12 protein-coding genes, 1 tRNA gene and 1 pseudogene are annotated in these 24,603 nt (G+C 51.1%); 3 read left to right on the top strand and 11 right to left on the bottom strand.

Annotated features, from left to right (window positions below; genetic code table 11):
- Window positions 1–54: 54 nt before the first annotated feature.
- Window positions 55–2,238 (bottom strand): hypothetical protein, encoded by a 2,184-nt coding sequence (locus GT409_RS10105; protein WP_160628968.1) that lies wholly within the window; start codon window positions 2,236–2,238, stop codon window positions 55–57.
- Between the two features lie 223 nt (window positions 2,239–2,461).
- Between GT409_RS10105 and GT409_RS10100 the strand changes: the two genes are divergently transcribed.
- On the top strand, window positions 2,462–4,855 hold the full coding sequence (locus GT409_RS10100; protein WP_160628967.1) for a CRTAC1 family protein: 2,394 nt from the start codon (window positions 2,462–2,464) through the stop codon (window positions 4,853–4,855).
- A 536-nt stretch (window positions 4,856–5,391) separates the two neighbouring features.
- On the opposite strand, the gene GT409_RS10095 is transcribed toward GT409_RS10100, so the two are convergent.
- The 5 genes from GT409_RS10095 to GT409_RS10075 all read right to left on the bottom strand — a co-directional run bounded on the left by GT409_RS10095 (window position 5,392) and on the right by GT409_RS10075 (window position 17,151).
- Window positions 5,392–7,746: a hypothetical protein gene (locus GT409_RS10095; RefSeq protein ID WP_160628966.1), complete on the bottom strand. Its 2,355-nt coding sequence runs from the start codon at window positions 7,744–7,746 to the stop codon at window positions 5,392–5,394.
- A 270-nt stretch (window positions 7,747–8,016) separates the two neighbouring features.
- Window positions 8,017–10,518, bottom strand: coding sequence for a glycoside hydrolase family 3 C-terminal domain-containing protein (locus GT409_RS10090; protein ID WP_160628965.1), 2,502 nt, complete (start codon window positions 10,516–10,518; stop codon window positions 8,017–8,019).
- A 455-nt stretch (window positions 10,519–10,973) separates the two neighbouring features.
- Entirely contained in the window at window positions 10,974–12,518 is a 1,545-nt protein-coding gene (locus GT409_RS10085) for a sulfatase family protein (protein ID WP_160628964.1), read from the bottom strand.
- A 118-nt stretch (window positions 12,519–12,636) separates the two neighbouring features.
- The gene (locus GT409_RS10080) at window positions 12,637–15,579 is read right to left on the bottom strand and encodes a glycoside hydrolase family protein (RefSeq protein WP_160628963.1); all 2,943 of its coding nucleotides are present in this window, start codon (window positions 15,577–15,579) and stop codon (window positions 12,637–12,639) included.
- A gap of 189 nt (window positions 15,580–15,768) precedes the next feature.
- Window positions 15,769–17,151 carry a hypothetical protein gene (locus GT409_RS10075; protein ID WP_160628962.1) on the bottom strand — a complete coding sequence of 461 codons (1,383 nt, stop codon included), beginning with the start codon at window positions 17,149–17,151 and terminating at the stop codon, window positions 15,769–15,771.
- 245 nt (window positions 17,152–17,396) lie between these two features.
- Here GT409_RS10075 and GT409_RS10070 point away from each other — a divergent pair, with 245 nt between their 5' ends.
- Window positions 17,397–18,149 (top strand): AraC family transcriptional regulator, encoded by a 753-nt coding sequence (locus GT409_RS10070; RefSeq protein ID WP_160628961.1) that lies wholly within the window; start codon window positions 17,397–17,399, stop codon window positions 18,147–18,149.
- A 133-nt stretch (window positions 18,150–18,282) separates the two neighbouring features.
- On the opposite strand, the gene GT409_RS10065 is transcribed toward GT409_RS10070, so the two are convergent.
- Window positions 18,283–19,242 (bottom strand): nucleoside hydrolase, encoded by a 960-nt coding sequence (locus GT409_RS10065; protein ID WP_160628960.1) that lies wholly within the window; start codon window positions 19,240–19,242, stop codon window positions 18,283–18,285.
- 201 nt (window positions 19,243–19,443) lie between these two features.
- Here GT409_RS10065 and GT409_RS10060 point away from each other — a divergent pair, with 201 nt between their 5' ends.
- Complete coding sequence (locus GT409_RS10060) at window positions 19,444–20,178, top strand: AraC family transcriptional regulator (protein ID WP_160628959.1); 735 nt, start codon at window positions 19,444–19,446, stop codon at window positions 20,176–20,178.
- A gap of 57 nt (window positions 20,179–20,235) precedes the next feature.
- On the opposite strand, the gene GT409_RS10055 is transcribed toward GT409_RS10060, so the two are convergent.
- The 4 genes and pseudogenes from GT409_RS10055 to GT409_RS10040 all read right to left on the bottom strand — a co-directional run bounded on the left by GT409_RS10055 (window position 20,236) and on the right by GT409_RS10040 (window position 24,508).
- A complete protein-coding gene (locus GT409_RS10055) occupies window positions 20,236–21,657 on the bottom strand; it encodes a sulfatase family protein (RefSeq protein ID WP_160628958.1) in 1,422 nt (473 codons plus the stop codon).
- A 1,083-nt stretch (window positions 21,658–22,740) separates the two neighbouring features.
- Window positions 22,741–22,869, bottom strand: a pseudogene (locus GT409_RS10050) (transposase); the annotation flags it as partial.
- A 152-nt stretch (window positions 22,870–23,021) separates the two neighbouring features.
- Window positions 23,022–23,108 (bottom strand) — tRNA-Leu (locus GT409_RS10045).
- Between the two features lie 74 nt (window positions 23,109–23,182).
- A complete protein-coding gene (locus GT409_RS10040) occupies window positions 23,183–24,508 on the bottom strand; it encodes an aldolase catalytic domain-containing protein (RefSeq protein ID WP_269844919.1) in 1,326 nt (441 codons plus the stop codon).
- Window positions 24,509–24,603 lie beyond the last annotated feature (95 nt).

Below are 24,603 nucleotides of genomic sequence, written 5' to 3'. Positions count from 1 at the left end.
TTCAGATTGTCATTCTTCTTCGTTGTTTTACCGAACCGAAAGCAATTCATACCGTCAGATTTTTGTGTTCGTGCTCGTTACGGAGCCATCCGCCTGGCAAACAAAAATACAGACCGAAGACTTAACCAGGAAGCCGTTGCTGTCGAGCGCCAGGCCAACGATCTCATTCCCGTCCACCCGAATCCGGCTGAGCTGGTCTGCGGTCAACCCGTTTGCGTCCGGCCCGAAACGAAGCTCATCAACGCCAAACTCGAAGCCGACCAGATTGAGCAGGTTACCGTCCGCCCACGTTTGAGCGCGGCAGTCGTCAAAGTAAAGCGCTTCGGCGAAGGCATTGCTGAAATCGATGGTTAAGGTTTTATCACCGGTCGTTGAAGCGAGTTCCAGCGTGGTTGTATTCAGGTTGCTGTATCCGTTCATATCCAGCATTCCGCTGCTGTTGGACAATCCGATCTTCGTCGCAATCTGGTTGTCTCCGCCCAGCTCAGCAACACCTCCGTTAAAAGCAACCCGGTCCATGGAGCTGTCAACGGCCACCCCGGACGGATTCGAAAACCGAACCGTTCCGCCTCCGCCCCCGAGCGTAATCCGGGGAGGAGATAAAACAGACGAGGAAATGGTGCTGTTAAGCGACACTCCAGCCGACCGGGAGGTCCAGATCCAAAGTTCCCTCGACGTGTCGGCCACCATTCCGCCGTTGATCTGCATACTTCCGTTTGAAGAATCCTGCACAAGCTGCAGTGAATTATCGGACCAGACAAGAGGCTGGTTGAAAATGACATTTCCGGAACCGGCGTTGGCCCGGAACCGGTTGGGAATGGTGCCGGCCGTGCTGCGGGCGGAAATGACCGGCACGTTGAACACCGTATCCCCGCTCGTCGTGAAATACACATCATTGGCAAAGCTGTCTGTTGCTCCCCGCTCTATTTTGAGCGTTCCGGCACCTCCGAACGTATAGCTCCCGGACCCTTGTACTTTGAATGTTGTTCCGCTGGTTCTTCCTAGAACAATCGAAGTGCCGATTTCAACGCTGTATTGCGCGGAATCCCCGAACACAACGCCATCTCCGATTGCATACGGAAACGTTGCCGTATTCCACGCGCCGGCGCTCTCCCAGGTGCTGGTGAAACCGGTCCACGTTGCCAGAATGGGATTCTTGATCACCAGGGCACCGATGCTGTCCAGCCCCAGATTCTCAACAACGGCTCCGTCTACCCGGATCTGCCCAAGCTGTTCTGCGGTCAACCCGCTTGACCCGGTTCCGAAACGAAGCTCATCGACACCAAACTCAAACCCGACCAGGTCGAGCAGGTTACCGTCCGCCCAGGTTTGGCTGCTGCAGTCTTCAAAATACAGCGCTTCAGCGGCGGCATCGCTAAAATCGATCGTCAAGGTTTTCTCATCGGTCGTCGAAGACAACCCCAGCGTAGTTGCATTCCGATTGCTGTACCCGTTCATATCCAGCATTCCGCCGTTGGCGGCCATTTCGGTCTTCGTGTCAATCTGATTGTTCCCACCCAGCTCAACAGCACCTCCGTTGACTGCGACCACAGCTATAGAGCTGTCAACGGCCACTCCGGACGGATTCGAAAAACGGACGGTCCCGTTTCCGCTGGCAACCGTGATCCGGACACCTGAAACAGACGAGGAAATGGTGCTGTTGATTGATATCCCTGCCGGCTGGGAGGTCCAGATCCAGAGTTCTTTATTAATCTCTGCCATCATCCCGCCGTTGATCTGGATGCTTCCGGCTGACGAATCATGAAGAAGCTGAAGCGACGTATTGGACCAGGAGAGAGGCTGGTTAAAGATGACGTCCCCGCAGCCGGCATGCGCCCGAAACCGGTTGGCGATGGTGCCGGCCGTGCTGCGGGTGGAAATAACCGGCACGTTAAACACCGTGTCGCCGGTTGTAGAAAAATACATGTCATTGGCAAAAGTACTGGTTGCTGTTCGCTCGACTCTCAGGGTTCCCGCGCCCCCGAATGTATAACTCCCAGTACCACTCACCTTGACCGAGCTGGCCACAGACCGCCCGACAATAACAGTACTTCCGATATTGACATGATATTCGGAAGAGTCCCCAAACTCAGCATACTCGCCCACCGAATTCGGGATGTTCGCCGTGTCCCATGCGGCCGTGCTTAGCCATTCAGTGGCAGCTCCGGTCCATGTTGCAGCCCGGCCCAGCCCGGCAACTACCAGAAACACAACAACGGCACTTCTATTTCTTCTCATTAAACGATCCTTCACATGCATTATCCGGCTGATTTTCCCACTGCAGATCCAATCATAGTGCCTATATGAGGCCCTCCCAACAATAGACAAAGCGGTTGAACAAATGGACGTTTCCGATTATGCCGTTACAAAATCCCAAAAATGTCCATCCAATGAACCGAAACCTGCATGGCTTACAGACCGATCCCGGCAGATACTTAGTACAAATTAACATGGGACAGTTATGAAACATAATTCGGGCTTAATCGCTGCTGCTGTCGCGGTGCTTGGCGTCTCTGCCTCGCTCGCCACGGTCAACACATTCGAAGATGTCACCCTTCAGACAGGGCTGAATGATTTAACCAATCTGTACGACAAAGTAGTCACGTGGTGCGATGTCAACCGGGACGGTTGGGTCGATCTGTATTGCGCCGGATCACTGTGGATAAACCAACAGGGGCAGGCTTTTGAAAAAATGGACCTGCCGTACCACATGTCCCTGATCGCCCACGCCGGAGTCTGGGGCAATTTTGACGACGATGAATATCCCGACTTCTTCAATTTCCGCAGCCGAAGATTGTTTATCAACCAGAACGGAACCGGATTCACCGATATGACAAGCTCCATGCTCCCGACCATCGAAAGCCGGAACAGTCAGGGTGCAGTCTGCGGAGATTTCAACGGAGACGGATTCGATGATCTGTATATCGGAGGATACGAAGACTGGGACAACGGCATCACCTATCCGGACACAATTCTGCTGAACCGGAACGGCGAATATTTCGACAATGTATGGAGTGAAACCCGATATCGCGCCCGGGGAATCGTCGCCTGCGATTTCGACCAGGACAACGATCTGGACATTTATGTGTCCAACTACCGGCTTCTGCCCAACCTCCTCTGGGTTAACGACGGAACCGGGTTATTCACAGATGGCGCAACAGAGTACAATGTCGTCAGCACGGAAAACGGGTATGACGGCGGCCATTCGATCGGAGCCGCATGGGGTGATCTGGACAATGACGGGCTGTTCGATCTGTTTTCCGGGAATTTTTCACATCACAGCGACTATTACGGAATTCAGCCCGAATCCGATTTCTTCCGAAACCAAGGCCCCGAAAACAACTATTATTTTGAAGACCTGGGCACCTGCGGCGTCTCCTGGCAGGAGTCATATGCCTCCCCTGCACTCGGGGATTTCGACAACGACGGATTTCTCGACCTCTATTTTACAACCGTATACGGGGAAACCTACAACCAGGACCAAAGTGTGCTCTACCTGAATAACGGAGACTGGACGTTTACGGATATCACAGCCGACTCGGGCATCGGGGCAATTATCGGGAATAAATCAACCTACATGGCCGCCTGGGCGGATTTCGACAACGACGGCCAGCTGGACCTGATCACCGGGGGACGACTGCTGCGCAATACAGGCAGCAGCAATGCATGGCTCAAAGTGCGGCCGGTCGGCACCGGAGAAATCAGCCCGCTGGCACTCGGTACGCAGGTCCGCCTGACAGACGGAACCTCAATCTGGACACGGCAGGTTGAATGCGCAACCGGCCAGGGCAACGGCAACGAACACACACTGCATTTCGGCCTCGGCAGCGACCCGGCCCTGCCGCTGAAAATGACCATCCTCTGGCCGGACGGAACCGAACAGAAAGCCCTCGTCCGCGAAGTCAACCGGACTCTTGTTATCGAAAAAACCACAGGCAGCGCTCCGAAAACATCCATTCTGTCTGAAACATTTGAAACTGCGCAGGGAATGAGCACGGGGGACGTTGCGGGCCAGAACAACTGGACCACCGCCAACGGTACGAATGCCGTTGTACAGACCGACACCGTCTATGCAGGAACACAGGCACTGCAAATCGAACAGGCAACAGCCGCCCGAACCCAACGAGTGGAAAACGACGATGTCTGGATCCGGTTCCGGGCCCGCATCTCCGCCGCGCCGACATCGCGTCCCGACATAGCAAACCCTGAAGGGATCGTGATACAGGTCAACACCGACCGCAGTTTAATCGTCTACAGCAACTCCGCTCCCGTCAGTCTGGATGCGTCCATTCCGCTGGACCAATGGACCACCTTCGACATCTACGCCAACCGGCAGTCCCTCCAATGGTCGCTCGCCCTGAACGGGACAAATGTTGCCGAAAAAATGATTTGCACATCGCTTCCGGAAGAAGCCCATGCCCTTGCATTCAAAAGCAGCAGCACATCCTCTCTTTACGTCGACCAGATCGAAATATTCGGGCAGGAACCATCCGACCTCCCGGACAGCGACCAGGACGGACTCCCGGACTGGTGGGAACTCAAATATGCCGATTCGGTCTTCGGCGCGGATCCTTCCGACGTCACCCCCGGCGGACTGACGTTCTTGCAGGCATATGCTCTCGGGGCTGCGCCGACGTCCAACCAGATTCTGTATCTATCAGCACAAATTGACAGCCGGAAGGTCGCAATTTCATGGGACGCTCAGCTCGGCCGACGGTATGATGTCGAATGGACCGACGATCTTCAGTCAAACTTCGTCACCATTGCCACCAACATATCCCTGCAAAGCGAGTTCATTGATTACAACAGCACCACCAACACCGGCTTCTACCGGTTGAAAGTTCACAAGGAATAAACCGGATCCGATATTCCACTCAAAACGCAAAAGCGGCATCGGCCGACTGGTTTTCGATTATGTCCACCGGTTTTACTCCCGCAATGCGAACTGCTTACGCAGTCCTGTATTTTTCCTCTGTAAAATCACCTGAGTGTCCATCTGTTTTCCCTGCGGATTTTTGCCAACTGCTCATTGCTCAACTACAACGGAACAGGACTGTGGCTTGGTCGCGGCTGTAGAACTGTATCTATTGCGAAAACTGGGAATTAAAGAAAAGGTGTGGCCACATTTTTTATTCCGCTTTGTAGCAGTCGCCCTGTGGGCGACTCGTTCGCCACAGGCGAACGGCTACAGCTCTTATTAAAACGCTCTAAACAACAGTTCAACCAAGCATCTCAATATTCAGTCACATCAAAAGTGCTCTTTGATTAGTCTGCACCCTGCTTTTCCAAACATTGGAACAGTGCTCAAGCAAAAAAGAAATTCAGTATAATTCAAAAAACCCGCAACAGCGGCAGCTGTCGCGGGTTTTGAATTTCTGACCTGTATCCAACCTATTCCTGAATAATCCGGAAGAAGGTCTGGGCCGCGGAAACTGTTCCGGTATAGCTGAGCGAGCTGCCAACACCTGTCAGGTTGCTTTGCAAAACGCCCCATGATCCGGAAACCAGATCGTCATTGGTTTCCACGCTGTAGGATACGCCGTCCACATTTTCCCATGTCAGTGCCAACCCCGTTCCGCCGGAAACCATCTGGGAACCAACGGTACCAACCGTCGGCAGCGCCAGATACCCGTCGCTGTCCAGTTTCAGGCCGACAATCGTTTCGCCATTCACCTGAATCTGACTGAGCTGAGTTTCCGTCAGTCCGTTTTCATCGGTTCCGAACCGGATGCTGTCGGTATCAAACACAAATCCGGACAGATTAAGCAGGTCACTGGAGACCCACTCATTCGTACTGCTGTCGGCAAAGCAAAGTGACTCTGCCACAGCATCGCTGAAATCAACAACCAGCGTGGCGTCTCCACTTATTGATGCCAGAGTCAGCGTATCCGCATTGGAGTTGCTGTATCCATTCAGATCCAGAGTCCCGCCATTATTGTACAATACAACATCCGCGGCAATCTGGTCATTGGCGCCCAGCTCAACCCGCCCTCCAAGCATAGAGAGAAAGGCCAAGGAACTGTCCACCACAACTCCTGACGGATTCGCAAGCCGAATCGTACCGTCTCCATCGGCGATGGAAATCCGGATATGGTTTGTTGTCGCGGAGATCACGTTATTCAGGGAGATGGTTCCTCCTTCCAGAGGTGCATAAACCCAGACCTGCAGATTTTCGGAACTTCCAGTCATCGCGCCATTGAACGCCATGGTTGCACTCGCAGAATCATTATCAATCTGCAGCGACGTGTTTTCCCATGTAATTGGCTGATTAAACGTGGTATCCCCGGCATCAACACCGGTTCTGATCCGGATTACCGAGAGGCCTGCTTCCGTGCGGGCAGCCGCCAGCGGCACATTGAAAATCGTGTCGCCGGACGTTGTCATATACAGGTCCCCATTCACAAAACTGTTCGCCGTTCCGCGTTCAATTCTCAACGATCCGTCACCACTGAATGTGTAACTTCCTGTGCCTTCCACGGAAAATGTGGTTCCAGCCACCCGACCAAGAGAAACTGCATCGTCAATTTCAACGCTGTATTCTCCAGAATCACCGAAAACAACTCCGTCTCCGACAGAACCCGGAACCGTCACAGAGTCCCACGCATTGGTGCTCGCCCAGCTGTTGGTGGAACCGGTCCAGGTAGCCAGAACCGGCGCAACCGCATTGGTCGACAGAAACCCGTCTGCATCCAGCCACAGATTATCGACAGTGGCTCCGTCAATCCGAATCTGACCGAGCTGCGTCGGGGTCAGCCCGTTTGCGCCGGTTCCGAAGCGGAGCTCATCGACACCGAACTCAAACCCTATCAGATCGAGCAGGTTGCCGGATGTCCAAGACTGAGCACTACAGTCTGAGAAATAAAGAGTTTCGCCCGCAGCATCGCTGAAATCAATGGCTAAAGTTTTTTGTGCTGTCGTTGCAATCAGAGCAAGCGTAGTCGTATTCGAGTTACTGTGCCCATTCAAATCCAGCGTTCCACCGTTGGCGAGCAACGTAACCGTCGTGGCAATCTGATTGTCTTCGCCCAATTCCAAAGTACCCGTATTAATACCGACCCGATCCAGGGAACTGTCCGCAGCCACGTCGTTCGGATTCGAAAAACGAACCGTCCCCGCACCGTTGGCGATTGCAATCCGGGTACCCGGTACAGACGAAGAAATCGTGCTGTTTACAGTGATCCCTGCCGGCTGAGACGTCCACATCCAGAGATCTTTATTAATAGAGGCAGTCATCCCCCCATTGATCTGCATGCTTCCGTTTGAAGAATCATGATAGAGCTGCAGGGAGGCATTACTCCATGATAAAGGCAGGTTGAATATAACGTCTCCACACCCGGAATTCGCCCGAATCCGATTCGCAACAGAACCAACTACACCGCGGGCAAGCGTCACCGGCACATTGAAAACCGAATCCCCCGTCGTTGAAAAATATATATCATTTGCAAATGTAGCAGTCGCAGCACGTTGTATTTTCAGGCTTCCCTCGCCGCCAAATGTATAACTTCCTGCACCATCTACCGTGATAGAACTTCCCATGGGGCGGCCCACAACAACCGCGCTCCCGATATTCACATTATATTCGGAAGAATCCCCGAAGGCGGCATATTCGCCGACTCCATTTGGAATATTTGCGGTGTCCCACGCATTCGTGCTCAGCCAGCTAGTGGTGGCCCCTGTCCATATGGCAGCCTGAGTCAGGCCGATAACTGCCAACCATACAACAATCGCTGTTCTAATTCTACTCATCGGAGTTCTCCTTTCACAGTTCTTCGCTATAGGCAATCCTATCCCAGAGTGCATTGAATATGGTGCAAATGCATATCGGATTCGGCAATGGACAAAGCGGTTGAAAAAATAGAGATTTCCGAATGTTTCGTATAATTCAGGAACCAAACATATATTATCCTGATGATTTGGTGCATTCTGGGTGATATGTCAATCAGCCCGGTTCCAATGTTCGGGAAGCAACTGCATTGCAGCTCAGGTTTCTTCCAAACCTTTGAAAATCTGTAAATTCTACAACGACAGACTGCCTGTCAGCTGAATGTCGCGTGAGGATTTTCCAACCTGGATTTCAAATTCACCGGGCTCGAGCACCCAGCTCTTCTGATCGGGATCAAAATATTCGAACGCATGGCGATCGAGCTGGACGATCACTTCACGGGATTCACCGGGTTTGAGATCCACTTTCACAAACCCCTTGAGTTCACGAAGCGGGCGGAGCAGTGAAGAATCTTTATCGTGAACATACACCTGCACGGTTTCTTTGCCGGCACGATCACCAGAGTTTTTCACGGTCACAGTCACCGAAACACCATCATCGCTCTTCACCATATTCAGGTTTGAATAGTCAAAGGTTGTGTAGGACAGTCCATGCCCGAACGCATACCGCACAGGAATGTTTTTGGTGTCATAATAACGGTATCCAACCAAAATGCCTTCCTTGTAAGGCGTATCCACCAGACTGTGTCCATGCATGAAGTGCGCGGGTCCCGTTATGGTCGGGGAAGCCGCTCCCGGCGAGTCGCTCCACGAGCGCTCGATACTGATCGGCAGGCGGCCGGACGGGTTGACTTCGCCGAAAACAATTTTTGCCAGCGGCGTTCCGCCGCATTCTCCGGTGTACCATGTGTGCAGAATGGCTCCGGCCTGTCCATCCCATCCGTCCATGTCAATCCCGCCACCAGCGGTAATGGCGACAACCGTGCGCGGATTTTTCGCGACGCAGCGCTCCACGAATTTCTGCTGCATTTCGTTGAGGCCGAACGGGCGATCAGAGATTGCCTCGCCTTCGCGAAAGCTCTGTCCAAATCCTTGCTGGTTGAAACCGACACAAACGATGACCGCATCGGCAGCCGCGAGGTCTTCGTCGCGCAGCGCATGGCACTTTTCCTTGGTGGGGCAGACAATCAGGCGTTCCGCGCCGACCGCTTTTTCAAACGCAGCCCGAATCGAAGTCGGCTGCTTGCCGTCGACATACTTCACTTCACCGGATCCTTTGCCGGACGGGGGTGCATTTTCAACCATCGGTCCGGCCAAAATAATTTTCCCTTTTGCCGAGGGATTCAGGGGAAGCATTCCGCCGCGGTTTTTAAGGAGCACGACCCCCTCTTCAGCAACCTTTTCAGCGGCCGCCGCATGTTCTTCGGTTCCGGCGGGGAATGACGAATCCGCATCCGGATGATCAAAAACGCCCGACGCATATCCGTTATAGAGAATGGTTTTCACTTTATCATCGAGCTCTTCCAGCGTGACAATTCCCTCATCAAGCAGATTCCTGATAATATCCGGATGCATGGCACGGCCGACCGGCATTTCAGCATCCAGCCCGGAATTGAAGCACATGACCGGATCGTAGGTAGAGCGCCAGTCAGACATGACAATGCCGGTGAATCCCCAATCCTTTTCGAGAACGTCTTTGATCAGCCACGGATTCTCGGCGCAGTATTGACCGTTGAGCAAATTGTAAGCCGTCATCACTGCATGCACGCCGCCTTCCTGCACTGCGGCTTTAAATGCCGGGAAATAAATTTCGCGCAGCGTCCGTTCATCGACCTGGGAGTCGTTGCTCTTGCGTTTGAACTCCATGTTGTTCACCGCAAAGTGCTTGATGGTGGAAATGACGCCCTGTTCCTGGACAGCTTTCACATAAGCAACCGCCAACCGGGAGACCAGGAACGGGTCTTCTCCCATATATTCAAAGTTCCGTCCGTTTGTTGAAATGCGGTAAATGTTCACGCCGGGACCGAGCAGACAGGTAATGCCGTTATGACGGCAGGCCTGAGCGATCGATTTGCCCTGCAGTGCGGCCAGCTCCGGATTCCAGGTTGCGGCGAGCAGAATGGTGGACGGGAATGCGGTGTTCGGTGGATGCTTTACTCCCATGGAAGCATCGCTCATCTGAAGTTTCGGCAGGCCGAGTTCGGGATACGCCCGGATATTCATGATCTGCCCGCCGATATAGTCGAGCTTCTGCTCAAGGCTCATCTTTGCGAGCATGGCATCGGCACGCTTTTCGGCCTCTTTATCGGCAAACGTACGCCGAACCGGCTTTTTGTACTCGGACAGGAACGGCTTCAGATCAGGATTCACCGCAATGTCCCGAACCGTGTAATGGCCGGGCACACCGCCGCCGCGCGGGCAACGCTTCTGGCAAAGCAGCCGCACATACTTCGCCGTGGTCGGCCGGCAGGGAATAAACAGTGCGGTTTCATCAATCACCTGTTTGAATTCGCCGACGGTTTCCCATTCATTCCCGTCCATTGAAACCTGCACCAGACCGGCTTCGGCGGCCTGCACATCCCAGAGTACCGCCACAGATTTCACAACCGTCTTTTTATCCAGCTCCAGCACCGCCCACGCCGTCGGCTCCGCGCCGGACTTCCAAGGTGTGGAAAGATCGCCGTCCGCCGCCGCCGCCGCGGCGAACCCTTCCGAAGAAGATGAAACCGACACCGACCGAATCGCCGATTTGCTGTCAGCAAAAAGCTGGTTGAGAAACGAGGGTTCGATTTTCATCTGTGTCTCCGCAGGAACCGCTCCAGCGCCGAAGAACCCCAAAACAAACAACACCTGCCATTTACGCGAAATTTTCAACCTGCAACTCCTTTTTCCTAAGCGCCATTTCAACAACACCTTAGGATACAAGCATCCTGCATAATACCTCCATGGATAAAACAGGCAAGCAGATGAACTTTTTTGGACCTTTTACCGTTTTCCAATGTCTGGAAATGCAAAAAAGGCGCACGCCGGCGCAACATAATCCCCGTTCACATCTGTAAATTGATGTTAATTTCTTTTACGGAATTCAAGCTGACCTTCCTGATACGCCTGAATCATCATCACCGCACGACTGTCAGGATATTTCTCAGCATAGGCTTTCAAATAGATACCCCCGGCTAAAGCCGGGGGTATCTATTTAAATGACCATGTGGCTGTATCAACAACAAGCACATTAGAAACGATCCGTAACATTACTGCTTTTGCTTCGGGCGCTTTACGACCGGCAGCGGATTGGGGCCGAGAAGTTTCTGTAAAACAGCGGCCATCTCCTTTGCTTTTTCCGGATGTTCGCGAACCACGTTTTTCTTTTCGCCCGGGTCGTTCTGGACGTTGTAGAGCTGGTCCGGCGGCGCATCGGGAAGCAGTTTGCCGGTTTTGTCGCGATAGGTGTTTTCAAATCCCATTTTTTCGTACGGCACACCAAAGCGGCCTTCGGTGGTGAAGCCCTGCGAGCCCGCTTCCGGCAAATAGACCCACGGCCCCTGCCGAAGCGCAAATCCGAGCACTCCCTGATACACCATGGAAGTCCGAACAAACGGTTTCTCTCCCGCCAGCACCGGAAGCTGGTTCAGGCTGTCAGGCGCAGTTCCTTTTGGAACAGGAACGTCAGCCGCCGCCAGAATCGTCGCCATCAGATCGTTGAGCCCAAAAAGAATACCGGACGTTTTTCGGCCCGGAAGCCGCGCAGGCCAACGCACGATGCAGGGGACCTTATGTCCGCCGTCCCACGCATCCGTTTTCTGTCCCAGCAGTTCGCCGTTTGAACGATGCCCGGCAGTAAACGGTTCTCCGGTATTCACCGCACCGTTGTCACTGGTCAGGAACACAAGTGTATTATCCGTCATTCCTTTTTTCTCAAGCGTATCCAAAACCCGACCGACACAAAAGTCGAGCTGCTGAACGAAGTCGCCGTACCGATCGGCCTCGCTGGTTCCGATAAACTTTTTGTTCGGAACAATTGGGAAGTGCGGCGCGGTATAAGCCAGATACATGAAAAATGGATGCCCATCTGACTGCTTCTCTAAATAATCAACCGCGCGGTCCGTCAGGACCAGGTCGATCTCGTCCTCCGGCCGCGCGGCGTGGGCGGCCGCGCCGCCTTCGCTGGAACCCCAGCCGTACGGATGCGGTTTTTCCTTCTGGGAAATCATGCGAATCGGATCGGCGGGATCGTATTTGTAGCAGTGGTCGTTTTCAAAAAAGACAAAGGGCGGTTCATTATGGGAACGGGTTGTGCCGAAATAGTAGTCGAATCCGGCGTCTTTGGTGCCCGGCGTCAGCGCCTTATTAATATCAAACGGCTTGGTATCAAAACCGAGGTGCCATTTACCAAACCCAACCGTCCGGTAACCGGCCTGCTTCAACAGCTGCGGCATAAGGATTTCGCCTTCATCAAAATAATAGCTGTAGCCGGGATTGGGAGTGCTGCGCCACCAATAGCGACCGCTGAGAATCGAATAACGGGCGGGCTGGCAGACCGCCGCCGCCGAATGGGCATCGGTCAGCCGAATTCCATCTGTGGCGAGCCGGTCCATATTCGGTGTTTTAATTTTAGTTGCACCATAACAGCCGACATCTCCGTAACCCAAATCATCAGCAACAATCAGCAGAATGTTCGGTCGATCCGGCTTGACTGCATCTTCAGCAAACGTTGCACCGGCAGACAATCCCAACGCAGAAAGTGAACGAACTAAACATTTCCTTCCGACAGAGGTTCTCTGATTAAAAAATCCCATTTTTATCTCCATATCTCATTTTTATTAAAAAACACAATACAAAGAAGCTGCAGTTTAAGCCATGGACCAGACGGTCGAGTCCATGAACTTTTTCCGAACAAACCTCTCTGCTCGCGACTCAGTCCGAACTCATCTTCACAACATACACCGAAGGCACAGGCAGCTCCAAAGTGAGCTCTGCCTCTCCGCTATCCAAATACTGCACGGTTCCGGAAAAGGTCTTTAAATCCAGCGAATCGACCATCACGGCTTCATATCCCTCCCAGTTATCGATGACGTACTGCTTGGCCGCTGCCGCGTCCGCAGCCATCCCGTTTCCGGTCGTTGCCCAGGTCACCGCTTTCCCGTAATTTTCGTATTGACTGATCTGAGCGGCAGACAGCATGCCGTTGTCATAAAAATCCTGCCAGATCACATCATACACGGAGTTGCTTTCATAAAACACAACCTGCTCAATCTGAGCACCCTCGGAAAAACTGTGAACACCAACCGGAATTTTCACAGTGACCGTAGAACTCTCCGTCACCTTGCGATTCAGATTCCAGCAGGAAACCAGCAGATACGTGGTATCGTCAACAACAGCCGCCAACGTTTCGATAGAGTTGGTTTCGCTGCCGGAGATCACGTCCACCGGAAGACTCCAGCTTGGGCCTCCGCGGAGATGATCGAAGATGCAGTAGAGCCAGCCAATACCGTGGATCAGCACCTTTCCCTCCGCCTGAACCAGCGGCTCCTCCAGCTTGTATTCATAGGAACGATCCATTCCGATTTTGCGCAGATCGACCAAAGTTTCCAAAATCTGCGCGGCACCCCGCACACCGGTGTCTGAGGCAACCAGATATCCTTCGGTTACGAGCGGTCCGAACTCATGCACTTCCAGCGGCAGATTATGATAGCTCTCGTCCACGGCCTGCACATCGTTGTACAGCGTATTCAAAACAGGAACAAAGTCATCCGGATGAAGAGTATTCGCCAAAAAATAAAACGAATGCGCCACCCAATCGAAGGTTGATCCAATTGCTCCGGAGGCACTATTGGTTCCGGAAGCACAGTGTTCAGCCAACCGCTGCACGGAGATGATGTCATCGGACGGATCGCCGACCTGGGCGCGGTTGAACGGGCCAACACTCGCGCCGGAAAGCACGGATTTGATCGCGGTTTCCGCATAGTCGTAAAATTTGAAGTAGTCCTCTTCCAAACCTTGGAAACGTTCGGCACTCTGTGACTCGGTCCCGATCCTGAACCGGAAGCCGTTCGCATCGTTCCCGTAGTTGGACTGAAGCCGCAAACTCATCTGGCGAATAAACTCGCCCCACACGGTAAAGTCTGAAGGAATTCCACACTGGCCGTATGTACCGATCTCCACCTGCTCCGCCAGGTCGTATGGAATGTTATCCAGCACCAAGGTAATGTTGGAACAGGCGTATCCACGCGCAATCAAAGGATCAATACGGTCATCCAGAAGATTCCAGCGATACGCGGCTTCACCGAAGTCATCCAGATAAAACAGGTCGTACTGTTTGACATCTTCAATCGTTGGATTCGTGCTGTTTGTGATCCAGCCGCCAAGCACCCGGACCAGATTCAGGTTATCCGCCATAAAAATCTCTCTGCCGGACGAAGAAACCAAATCATTGCTTTTCATCGTATAGTGAAAATCCAGCGTCGAATCACGCAGCCAGTCCGGAATGGTCAGCAGATAATTCCCACTGTCCAGAATTCGATCCAAAAGACGGCGGTTTCGGTAAAACCCGTCCATTTCACCCAGATAGGAAACATCGTTCATCACCAAAGTTTTGAAAAACGCACTAGCCTCAACCTGATGATTGGTGATTCGCACCTGCCCATCCTCCAACACCCCGAAAAAGGTGTTGCTCCAGCCGCCACCGACCAAATCGGCGGCCTTTTGTACGGTATAGGTGCGTCCGGAGCCTCCGTCCAAACAAATGACAACCTGATCTCTATCAGATACAATATCCATCGCCGGAGCACCGCCGACATCGTTCATCGTCACCGTTCCGGAGTCAAACAGGACCGAGGTGTCGAGGTCGTATCCGGAGGGAAGATCCACCGTTGTAATATTGACACTGGCACCGGAGATTCCCGCCCAATCAGACAATACCGGAATAGCCGTTCCGTTCGACAGCTCATCACCGTCCCAACCGCTGAAATCAAAGACCCACGTGCTGCCCGAATCCACCGCGAGGACACCGGTTCCGTTACCGCTCAAGACGTCAAAAGCTCCGTCCACACTGTTGGTCAGGTCCATATAAACAGAACATCCCGATGCAATCTCCAGCTCATCTTCAAATGCGAGCGTGCCGATTCCGCCGGTTTCGTCTCCGGCTCGCAATTCACCGCTCAGCGAAAGATTGCCGACCACCTTCCCGCTGAATCCCCGCAGCACACCATTATATGAATAACCACCGGTTGTTCTTCCGGAGACATCAAAAACGGATGTGCTCCCGGTGATGGTAACTTGGTCGTTTGAAAGCGTCCCACCGTCTATCAGGGCCAGTCTCGCGTTGTTCAGGCGGATATCTGCGCCCAGTCCCAAGCCCCCGCCGGCGGCATCTGCAACCACAGAAAGCTCGACATCCACATTTCCCAAAGCTGTTCGTCCTGTGTAATCCGACTTTCCCGTTCCGGCCGTACCGGGTCGAATCACGATCGGATTCATGTTGTTCCCGTAATAGTTCAGGCTGGCGTTCGGCGTTCCGCTTGTTTCCTCCATCATCCAACTGATTTCAAGAGTGTTGTTCCCATAATGATCCACATTCAGATCCGTATCGCGAAAGTTCCACCGTCCGTCCAGATTCACCTTGCCGGTGACCCCCTCTAAAATTCTAATCCGGCCGGTCACCCGAAGACGGGCAGAATCCGAGTTTGAAAATAAACGAAAATCATTGGCAATGTTGCTGTTGAAAAACACATGCGTGAGTCCCACAGATCCGGACGCTGCCGTTGCCGCAACTTCATTGCGAACGGTCCAGCCGTCTTCAGAAAAATAAACCGTATCGTTCTCTGACAGCACACCCAAAGACCAACTCGCTGCGGTCATCAGCAGATTGTTTGCACCATCGCCTTGATAATAATTATCCGCTGCAAGAACAGGTAATCTCGAATACAACAGAATAAGCACTCCAATCAAAACCCAATGCCGCCTTCTTATCATCGCATTCCTTTCAAAAGAAGGACAGGTCGCATCAATCCGCCGACCTGCCCAATCTGTACGAAGATGGACTCGTTATTAATAAACAATCTGGAAAAACGCCTGAGGATACAGGATATCATTCGTCATATAAATCATTCCATTGCCACTAACGCCTTCCATCATATTACTCCAGGAACCTTCCACCAGGTTCGTCGTAGACTGAATCGTATATGAAAAGCCGGCAACCGCATCCAGTCCCATTACCATACGATTTCCAGCAACCGACAAATTCACAGCAGGTCCTTCAAACCCAACGGGAAGAACCGACACAAATCCAGCTGTAAATAAAGTGGAACTGCCAAAAACATATCCATCCGGAAGACCGGAAACGGTTATATTGGTGCTGCTCCCTGAAATAGTTGACCACCCATCCAGCACTGCAAAAGCAGCACCGTTCGTAATTGCCTCTTCCGAAATATCACTGAAATCAAAAATCCAGGATGAACCGGAATCAACAGTTAATGTGCTGCTGGCTCCCCCGGCAACAACGTCGAAGCCCCCGTTTGTTGCTGCGGCCAGTTCAAACCCGACCTCACACGTGGCTCCAATCGTCAGCTCGTCTTCAAACGTCAGCGTACCGATCCCTCCCGTTTCATCACCAGGCAGCAGGTCCCCGGTTAAAGTCAGGTTACCGGCAACAGCTCCTTTAAACCCGCGCATCACACCGTTATATGAATAACTTCCATCAGTTGTGCCGGAAACGTCGAAAACAGACAATGATCCTGCGATCGTAATCATGTCATTCGAAAGCGTCCCGCTGTCGATCAAATTCAAGATAGCGTTATTCAATCGAAGATCCGCTCCAAGCCCCAGACCGCCGCCGGTTGAATTTGCCTCCACAGAAAGATCCACATCCACACTACTCAAAGCGGATCGTCCCGTATAATTCGCCCGACCGGTTCCGGCCGTTCCGGACTGAATTATGATTTTATTCATATTATTGCCGTAATAATTCAGATCAGCCCCCGGAGTTCCGGTCGTTTCCACCATAATCCAGCTGATTTCAAGAGTGTTGGTTCCGTAATGATCAATATTCAGGTCTTTATCCCGAAAGTTCCAGCGACCATCCAGATTCACTTTTCCGGCAACGCCTTCCAGAATCTTGATTCGGCCGGCCACCCGAAGACGCGCGGAGTCGGAGTTAGAGAAAAAGCGAATATTATTTACAATATTGGAATTAAAGTACAAATGGCTGAGCCCTACAGACCCCGACGCTGTCGTTGCAGCAACCTCATTACGAACGGTCCATCCGTCTTCAGAAAAATAGACGGTATCGTTTTCTGTCAAGACTCCTAAAGACCAGCTCTCTGCTGTCGTGAACAGATTGTTTGCTCCGTCCCCCTGATAATAATTGATCCCAGCAAACGCCCATGCAGCCATTCCCATCAGAAATATGAATACGCAAACCGCCCTTCTCATCGCTTACCTCCTGATCATTGATTTACATTCTCTTAGTGTATTGAGTATTACGTCCAGTCTCGATACGTGGAATAGAAGAATCGGTTATATAAATTAAAATTTCGGCTCTCAAAACTTTCGTCATTTCTCACAAATGAGACAGTCTCTCTCCAGCAACCCAAACCGATGCTTTATCCTCAAAGCCTTCAATAAAATATTTGGAGAAGCCTGTTTCTCTCCTATACTGAAAGAGCCAAAGGACAGTTATGGATATAAAAATCGCATTTAAAGTAACGGTGGAAAAAGGAGACTTAATTTCTGCTAAAAACCACAGGCATGAATCCATGGAATTGGTTTATTTTCTATCAGGAACGGGGCAAACCATGATTGGAGATGACATTTATCGAATTCAAAGCAATTGTTTCTGTCTGATTCCCCCCAATACAACCCACAGCCAGACATCGGAATCAGACATTACCTCTATCTGCCTGCGGTTCGATAACTGCGAGCTGGATTCCCCGATTGGGCTCTGGGTGGACGCCGACGGAAAAATCAAAGACTATTTAGAAAAACTGATGGAAGAACTCTCCTACCAGCGTCCGGCATACTCCCTTGTAACAAAAGGACTGGCAACGACCATCACCGGACTGATCCAGAGAGCGATCAACGAAAATGTTCCACAGGATCGGAAACAGGCCCTGATTTCAAAAGCCATGAAAATTATTGAGGGGAAAGATGGCAACCTTTCCATTGATGAAGTCGCGGGACAACTGTTCATCAGCAAAAATTATTTTCGGCATCTCTTCACCCAATATACCGGACAGTCACCGATCAAAGCGATTATCAATGCCCGAATTGAACATGCAAAACACCTTCTTCTAAACACCGACTTCCCAATCGCAAAAATTGCCGAAAACTGCGGAGTCGAAAACCCATACTATTTCTCGAAAATGTTTAAGAATATAACCGGCGCCACTCCATCAGCATTCCGAAACAAGCCGTCTTCCTCCGATTCATAATTCATACCGGGATTTTCCGATGTTTGGAAAAACAACACATGCCCCGACGCAGTCGGTTCCAAACATTGGAACCTGTCCGGATTCATGTTTCTCTCCAAACTGAAACAATCTCCTGAATGATTGTGTGGAGGCCTTATGCATTACCCAGAATACGTTCCATAAAAAACCCAACCACCAGATCACGGTCTACACTGACGGCCAGTCGATGCGGACCAAGCGCATCCTCCTCAAACCGGGTCCTGCCGCAGCTGTCGCCCGCGCCGGTATCTACTAAAACCCGGCCCTGTTTCCATTGAAAAAACTCAGGTCGAAGCAGCGCTATCGGAACGCATGGATCGAAGAGACAGGGCCCTGCCAACGCACTGTCTTCCCTGCAATATTCCTGCCAACCTCGAATCGCTCTGTATAACAACTTTAATGACGGTTTTTCCGACTCTCCAATTGCCCGGACTTCCTCTTCACAAAGCCGGCAGTCAACACCGACCTTGAACGGAATCACTGTAGCTTTTAAATTAGAACGAAATACAATATCAGCGGCTGTTACATCGCAGCGAATATTCTGTTCAATATGGTCGCTTTCAAATTCTCCCGCCATAATGGCCAGCTGAGGCACAACGTCACAAAGACGCGGCTCCTTCACCAAAGCCATTGCCATATCAGTCAGCACCGCCGTCAGAACCGGAATCACCTGCTCATGCTCACGCATACAGCGATCAATCAGAAAATCCACTCCATGAATGGGAAGCGGCCTGTCGGCAGAATCCTCAAACCCGGCAATTTGCGCCTGTTCACACAGCTTAAAACCCCGTGCCCATTGGTCATATCCAATGCGGTCCGGATGGCGAAAATTGGGCGCCATTGTTGATGAACACCCGCAAGCAACCGGAACGTGACAATGACCGGCGGCCTGCAAAAAGGTCAAAGCTTCTTCCGCCCGTTCCCATACGTTCCACAACACGGTGGAAATTCCTTTCAGATCAAACTCATCACATGCCAGCAAAAATGCCAGGCACATCATGTCATCCACATCTCCGCCAATATCGAAATCCAAAAAAACATTCATCGAATCGTTCACAACAACTCTTGTTCCCATTCCCCAAAACGCCCTGCAGTTCAACAGTACAAGCGAACCTTTTTATACTGAATGAACCATTCGGTCACAGAAATACACTTTTCGGATATTTGTGAATTTTATAATTTTCAAAAATGCGAGATCTGTAAATCCACAGTAAACACTTCTGGAACACTTCTTTATATCCTCTTATATTCAACAGACCCATTCGGGGATTTAACAATGAACGTAAAAGTCGCATTTAAAGTAACCGTTAAAAAAGGTGACACCGTATCTGCCGGACCTCATCAGCACGACTTTCTGGAACTGGTTTACTTCCTCAAAGGAACCGGGAAAACAACTATTGGAAAAGATACATATCCGGTTCGGGCCAACAGCTTTTGCCTGATTCCACCTCATGAAACACACTCTCAGGTTTCAGAAACCGCCATCACGTCCATCTGCCTGTGCATTGGCAACAGCGGGCTGGAATCATCGCCCGGCGTTTGGGTCGATACAGAAGGAGAAGTGAGATACTATCTCGAAGAACTAATGGGAGAACTTTCAGGAAAACGCTCGGCCTATCTGAAAATCACAGAAGGTTTGTTAATCACCACCGTGGGACTGATTAAGCGGGTGATTAAAGAAAACATTCCTCAAGACCGCAAACAGGCCATTGTATCCAAAGCTTTATATATCATCGAATCTAAAAGCGGAAACCTATCGATAGACGACATTGCCGGCCAACTCTTTGTAAGTAAGGATTACCTGCGCCATTTATTCACCCAATACACCGGACTGTCACCGGTAAAAGCCATCATCAATGCCCGCATTGAGCACGCCAAATCTTTGCTGCGGAATTCAGAGCTGTCGATCGCCAACATTGCCGAAATGTGTGGATTTGAAAATCAGTATTATTTCTCACGCCTGTTTAAAAAAGTTGCCGGCTGCACTCCGTCCGTATTCCGCAGGAAATAAGATCCTATCGATCAACATCGTGCGGAGACAGCGTGCAATGTTCCATAACAGCCATCGCTATTTCAGGTAATGCGTATACCACGCTTTTTCCTGGTTGTTCAATGGCTTGTCCGGCAGGCCTTTGTTCTGCAGCTCGCCGCACCACGCCTTCAGATTTTTGTGCAGGTTCTCGGCAGTTTCCGGATACTGGTCGATCAGGTTTTTGTGCTCGTGCTCTTCACTTTCCATATCAAAGAGCCAGCGCCGTCCATCCGGCAGATAAAGGTATTTCCAGCGCCCGGACCGCATCGCTGCCTGGTTCCAGAAGCGCCAGTACAGATCTTCATGAGGCGCACCATTGTCATCGCCGGTCAAATGCGGTATCAGGTTCACGCCGTCCAGTGAGTCACCTGCGTTCACGCCGGCAGCTGCCAGCACGGTCGCTGTGGCATCCAGTTGCAGAACCGGTTTGTCGTAAACTTTTCCTTTCGGGAGCTTGCCCGGCCAGCAGACAAGATACGGAACCCGAATACCGCCATCAGTCACCATGCCCTTTTCACCGACCCATGGATCATTCAGTGAACCGTCCCATGCGTTCAGTGGAACCGACAGCGGTTTATCTTCTTTGTCAATTTTTGTCGGAGCTCCGTTGTCAGCGATGAAAAAGATCAACGTGTTGTCATCAATCCCGTAACGATCCAGCTTTTCGCGAATGCGACCGACCCCGTCATCCATCGCCGAAATCATCGCCAGTGCATAGCGGCGACGGGTCGGCATTTCGCCGGGGAAACGGGCCAGATATTTTTCCGTGGCTTCCACCGGAACGTGCGGCGCGTAATAGGCCAGATAGAGAAAGAACGGCTTTTTGTGATTCCGGTCGATAAAGGACAGTGCGGCTTCACTTTGTGTATCCACCCGGAATGTATCAAAAGTCTGAACCTGCTCTTCATCCAGCACATCGCCGTCCAGAGTATAGTTGATCCGGTATTTGTTATGCAGCCCCCAGAAGTATTCTGAAAAACCAAACGCATTCGGAGAAAAGCCCAGAGCATACTTTTCAAATTCCGGCGGCTCTTGTTTGCCTGAATTTTTGAACTGCGGGGCATTCTGCTTCAGCCAGCCGCGATCACGGTGCCACTCCGGCGCAAGGTGCCACTTGCCGACCATCCCGGTCACATACCCAGCCTCTTTCAGCCGCTGAGCGATGGTTGTTTCCGACTTGCGCAGCGGCCCCTGCCCGTTGTAATCAAACCCAAACCGCTCCTGATAACGGCCCGTCATCAATCCCGCACGCGACGGCCCGCACTGCGGAGCCGACACATATCCGGCCGTCATACGAATCCCATCCTTCGCCAGCGAATCAATGTTCGGCGTACGGATATCATCGGCCATTCCGTTGGCGCCAATGTCGGCATATCCATGATCGTCGCTGTAAATGATGATAATATTCGGCTGCGACTTCGCAACACAACCGGCTGCGCCCCATATGACAAAAGCCATACCCCAGAGTTTCAGCCGGATTTTTAAAGACAAAAATCTCACTATTACACTCCCGTTTATAACCTCGAGCGGCCAGACTCCCGCTTGATTTTTCCTCAAAGATAGAGGTTTCTCTATATACCCCGCCATGGACAAAGCGGTTCGTTTTTTGGACTTTTTGAACAAAAGTTCAGAATTAAACAGAAGCGAAATCAGCTCTGAATAATCTACATCTATGAGGATAGTCAGCCAAAACAAACGACCATTGATCGGTGCGAAAACGAAACGCAGATCGAAAAACCTGCTAATTATAGCAGGTAAAAGAGGATTTGCAGAGCAATTTCAAAAAAGAGCGCAACTTTCTCTGACGATGAAAACGATGATTGAAGTCAAAATAGCAAGATTGGCAGAGTCAAGGCGTGATAGATCAGCAGACCATACCGAACGGAGAGTCGCGCTCTGATAATACTGGCCGGAACAGGTTTAAGCAGCTGCGCGGTAGTACCACGAAATAATGCCGCCGAGTCTCTGTTCCCGCTTAATCTCGCCTTCGGTTGTCGACGTAAAATCCGGTCGCAAAACCTTGGTTCCGATATCCACACCCTGATACGACCAGTGATTGTTGTAATACCCCAGCCATTCGCGATTGATGCAGTCAAGATGATCAAGACTTTCTCAGACAAAGTGATTCAGGCATTCCCGGTTGCATTTGCCAATATAACATTCCACAAACGCATTCGACCATGAAGCTCTGTACCGGAGCTTTAAGGTTTTTAGTGATCCGAAGGTTAGGTTTGCGAAACCGGATAGATTTGCATTGCTATTTGGAAAGGTGGACCAAGCTGAATAATCGTCTAAAAATCGAACACAAAGCAGATCTGACCCGTTTTTATGGAATCAACTTTCAAATTATTGATTTACAATACCTTACAAAAACAGAGCGTGAAAATTTTTAAGTTCGAATTGCCATCTCGATCGACACCATGCTGGATGGAGAGTGGTTTTGGAGAGGTTCGTATTGCCATCCAGACAGGCCGACCGTTTCTTTTGGGCTCCTCCCAAAAGACGGGGAGCAAGGGCGGATTTGTATTAACCACATAAGACTCATTCCAAAAGAAGGAATCCAATTACCCGCAATTGGTAATTATCCAAATTCCTGCAACCATAGGCTCTCCCCTGAATCAGTTCCATTTTGGTACGGAACCCTTCTGTAATGCCGTTGTTTCTGGTAAAGTGTCACATTCTGGTAATTTAGCTAAGAGCATCCCCCGATCGAACGGGCTATGACGAAACGGGTCGACCCAATAGAGGATTCCACATCAAAAAAGCCTAACAACAAAGGGCTCCAAGACTCGACCTGTCCTATTGAGGGTCAAACAGGAAAGTGGTGCCGGGGGAGGGACTCGAACCCTCACGATATTGCTATCGGCAGATTTTGAGTCTGCTGCGTCTACCAATTCCGCCACTCCGGCATCAAGAGAAGCGGAGAACATAAAAAAAGCCCCTGCTCATTGCAAGCAGGGGCTTTGATTTTTAAACAGGTTTCTTACTGGTCATGAATTTCATCATAAAAAGAGACCAGTTGATTTTTACCCTCACTCTCACGCATCTTGATGGCTGATCGCGGATGTTCGTTCATCTGGGCGGTGATCATATAGGGAATGCTGTAGCCCCAGTCGATCTGCTCATGCAGAGGAATCATCAGCTTCTCAACCGCCTCAATAATCGGCCGCTGATGGAACTTCGGATTGCGCAGAAACCCGAGCAGCAGTTCCGTCGGACAATTGCCCGCACCGCGACCGAGACCGTCGATGGTGGAGTCCAGCATGGTTGCACCATTAATGGCCGAACAGACAGTATTCACATAGGCCATCTGCTGATTATTGTGCGCATGGATTCCGATCTGCTGACCGTGCTGCATTGCGCCGCGATAACGGCGCATCAAATCTTCAATCTGCTCATAATAGAGGGACCCGAAACTGTCAACAAGGTACAGCATATCTGCTGCTTCACACCGTCCGATCAACTCCAGCCCCTTGTTGAGTTCAAACTCCGGAACAGTCGAGATTGCCATCAGATTGACCGATGTCTCATATCCTTTTTCCTTAGCATCGCGCACCATATCAAGCGCAGCCGGAATCTGGTGGATATAGCAGGCGACGCGAACCAAATCAATCATGCTCTGGTCTCGCGGCGCAATATCGCTGTGATTGGTGCGGCCGACATCCGCCATAACACTGATTTTTACACCGGGATCCTCATCCCCGAAAAATGCTTTCAGATCCTCTTCATCACACATTTTCCAGATTCCGTAATCATCTGCACTGAACAGCTTTTTATCCGCCTTGTAACCAATTTCCATATAGTCGATTCCGGAAGCGACCAGCGCTTTATGAACGCCTCTGACAAATTCATTGCTGAATTTATGATTATTCATCAGTCCGCCATCGCGGATGGTGCAGTCCAGCACTTTGAGCTGCGGCCAGCAGTCGACCGACTCCGCGCTGATATCTTTCTGTTTCGTCATTGATTTCTCCTTTAAAATGTCTCCGCTCTTCGCGGCTTCGGCTTTTTCCGCCATTCGTCTCAAAGCTTCCTCGCGGTCACGGGTCTGCAGCGACTCCGAAAACTGAATTCCGTCAATTTTCTGGCGCCAGTAGTACACTCCGCCCCGCACCTTAAGATTTTTGATCCCTGTTCCTTCAAAAGTACTCATAAACGCATCACCTAACTGATGCGAGATGATGCGCATTGAGATCAAAAAGTCAACATCGTTGTTCAACTTGTTCGCATCGGCAATATCAGTATTAAGCTCAATAAATTGCTGATGGCAGAAGCCGAGCGAGAAAAACCGACCCAAAACTTCAATCACTCCCGCTTTACAGCGGGTCGAAAAACTGCGCGGTTAAGCGCCATCATATGCGTAAGCACATCTTTTTGATGAAAGCTCAGTGCTAATACAGGATG

Origin of the sequence: Tichowtungia aerotolerans, assembly GCF_009905215.1 — a bacterium.
GTDB classification, from domain to species: Bacteria; Verrucomicrobiota; Kiritimatiellia; order Kiritimatiellales; family Tichowtungiaceae; genus Tichowtungia; species Tichowtungia aerotolerans.
This window is presented reverse-complemented; position numbering and strand designations above follow the sequence as displayed.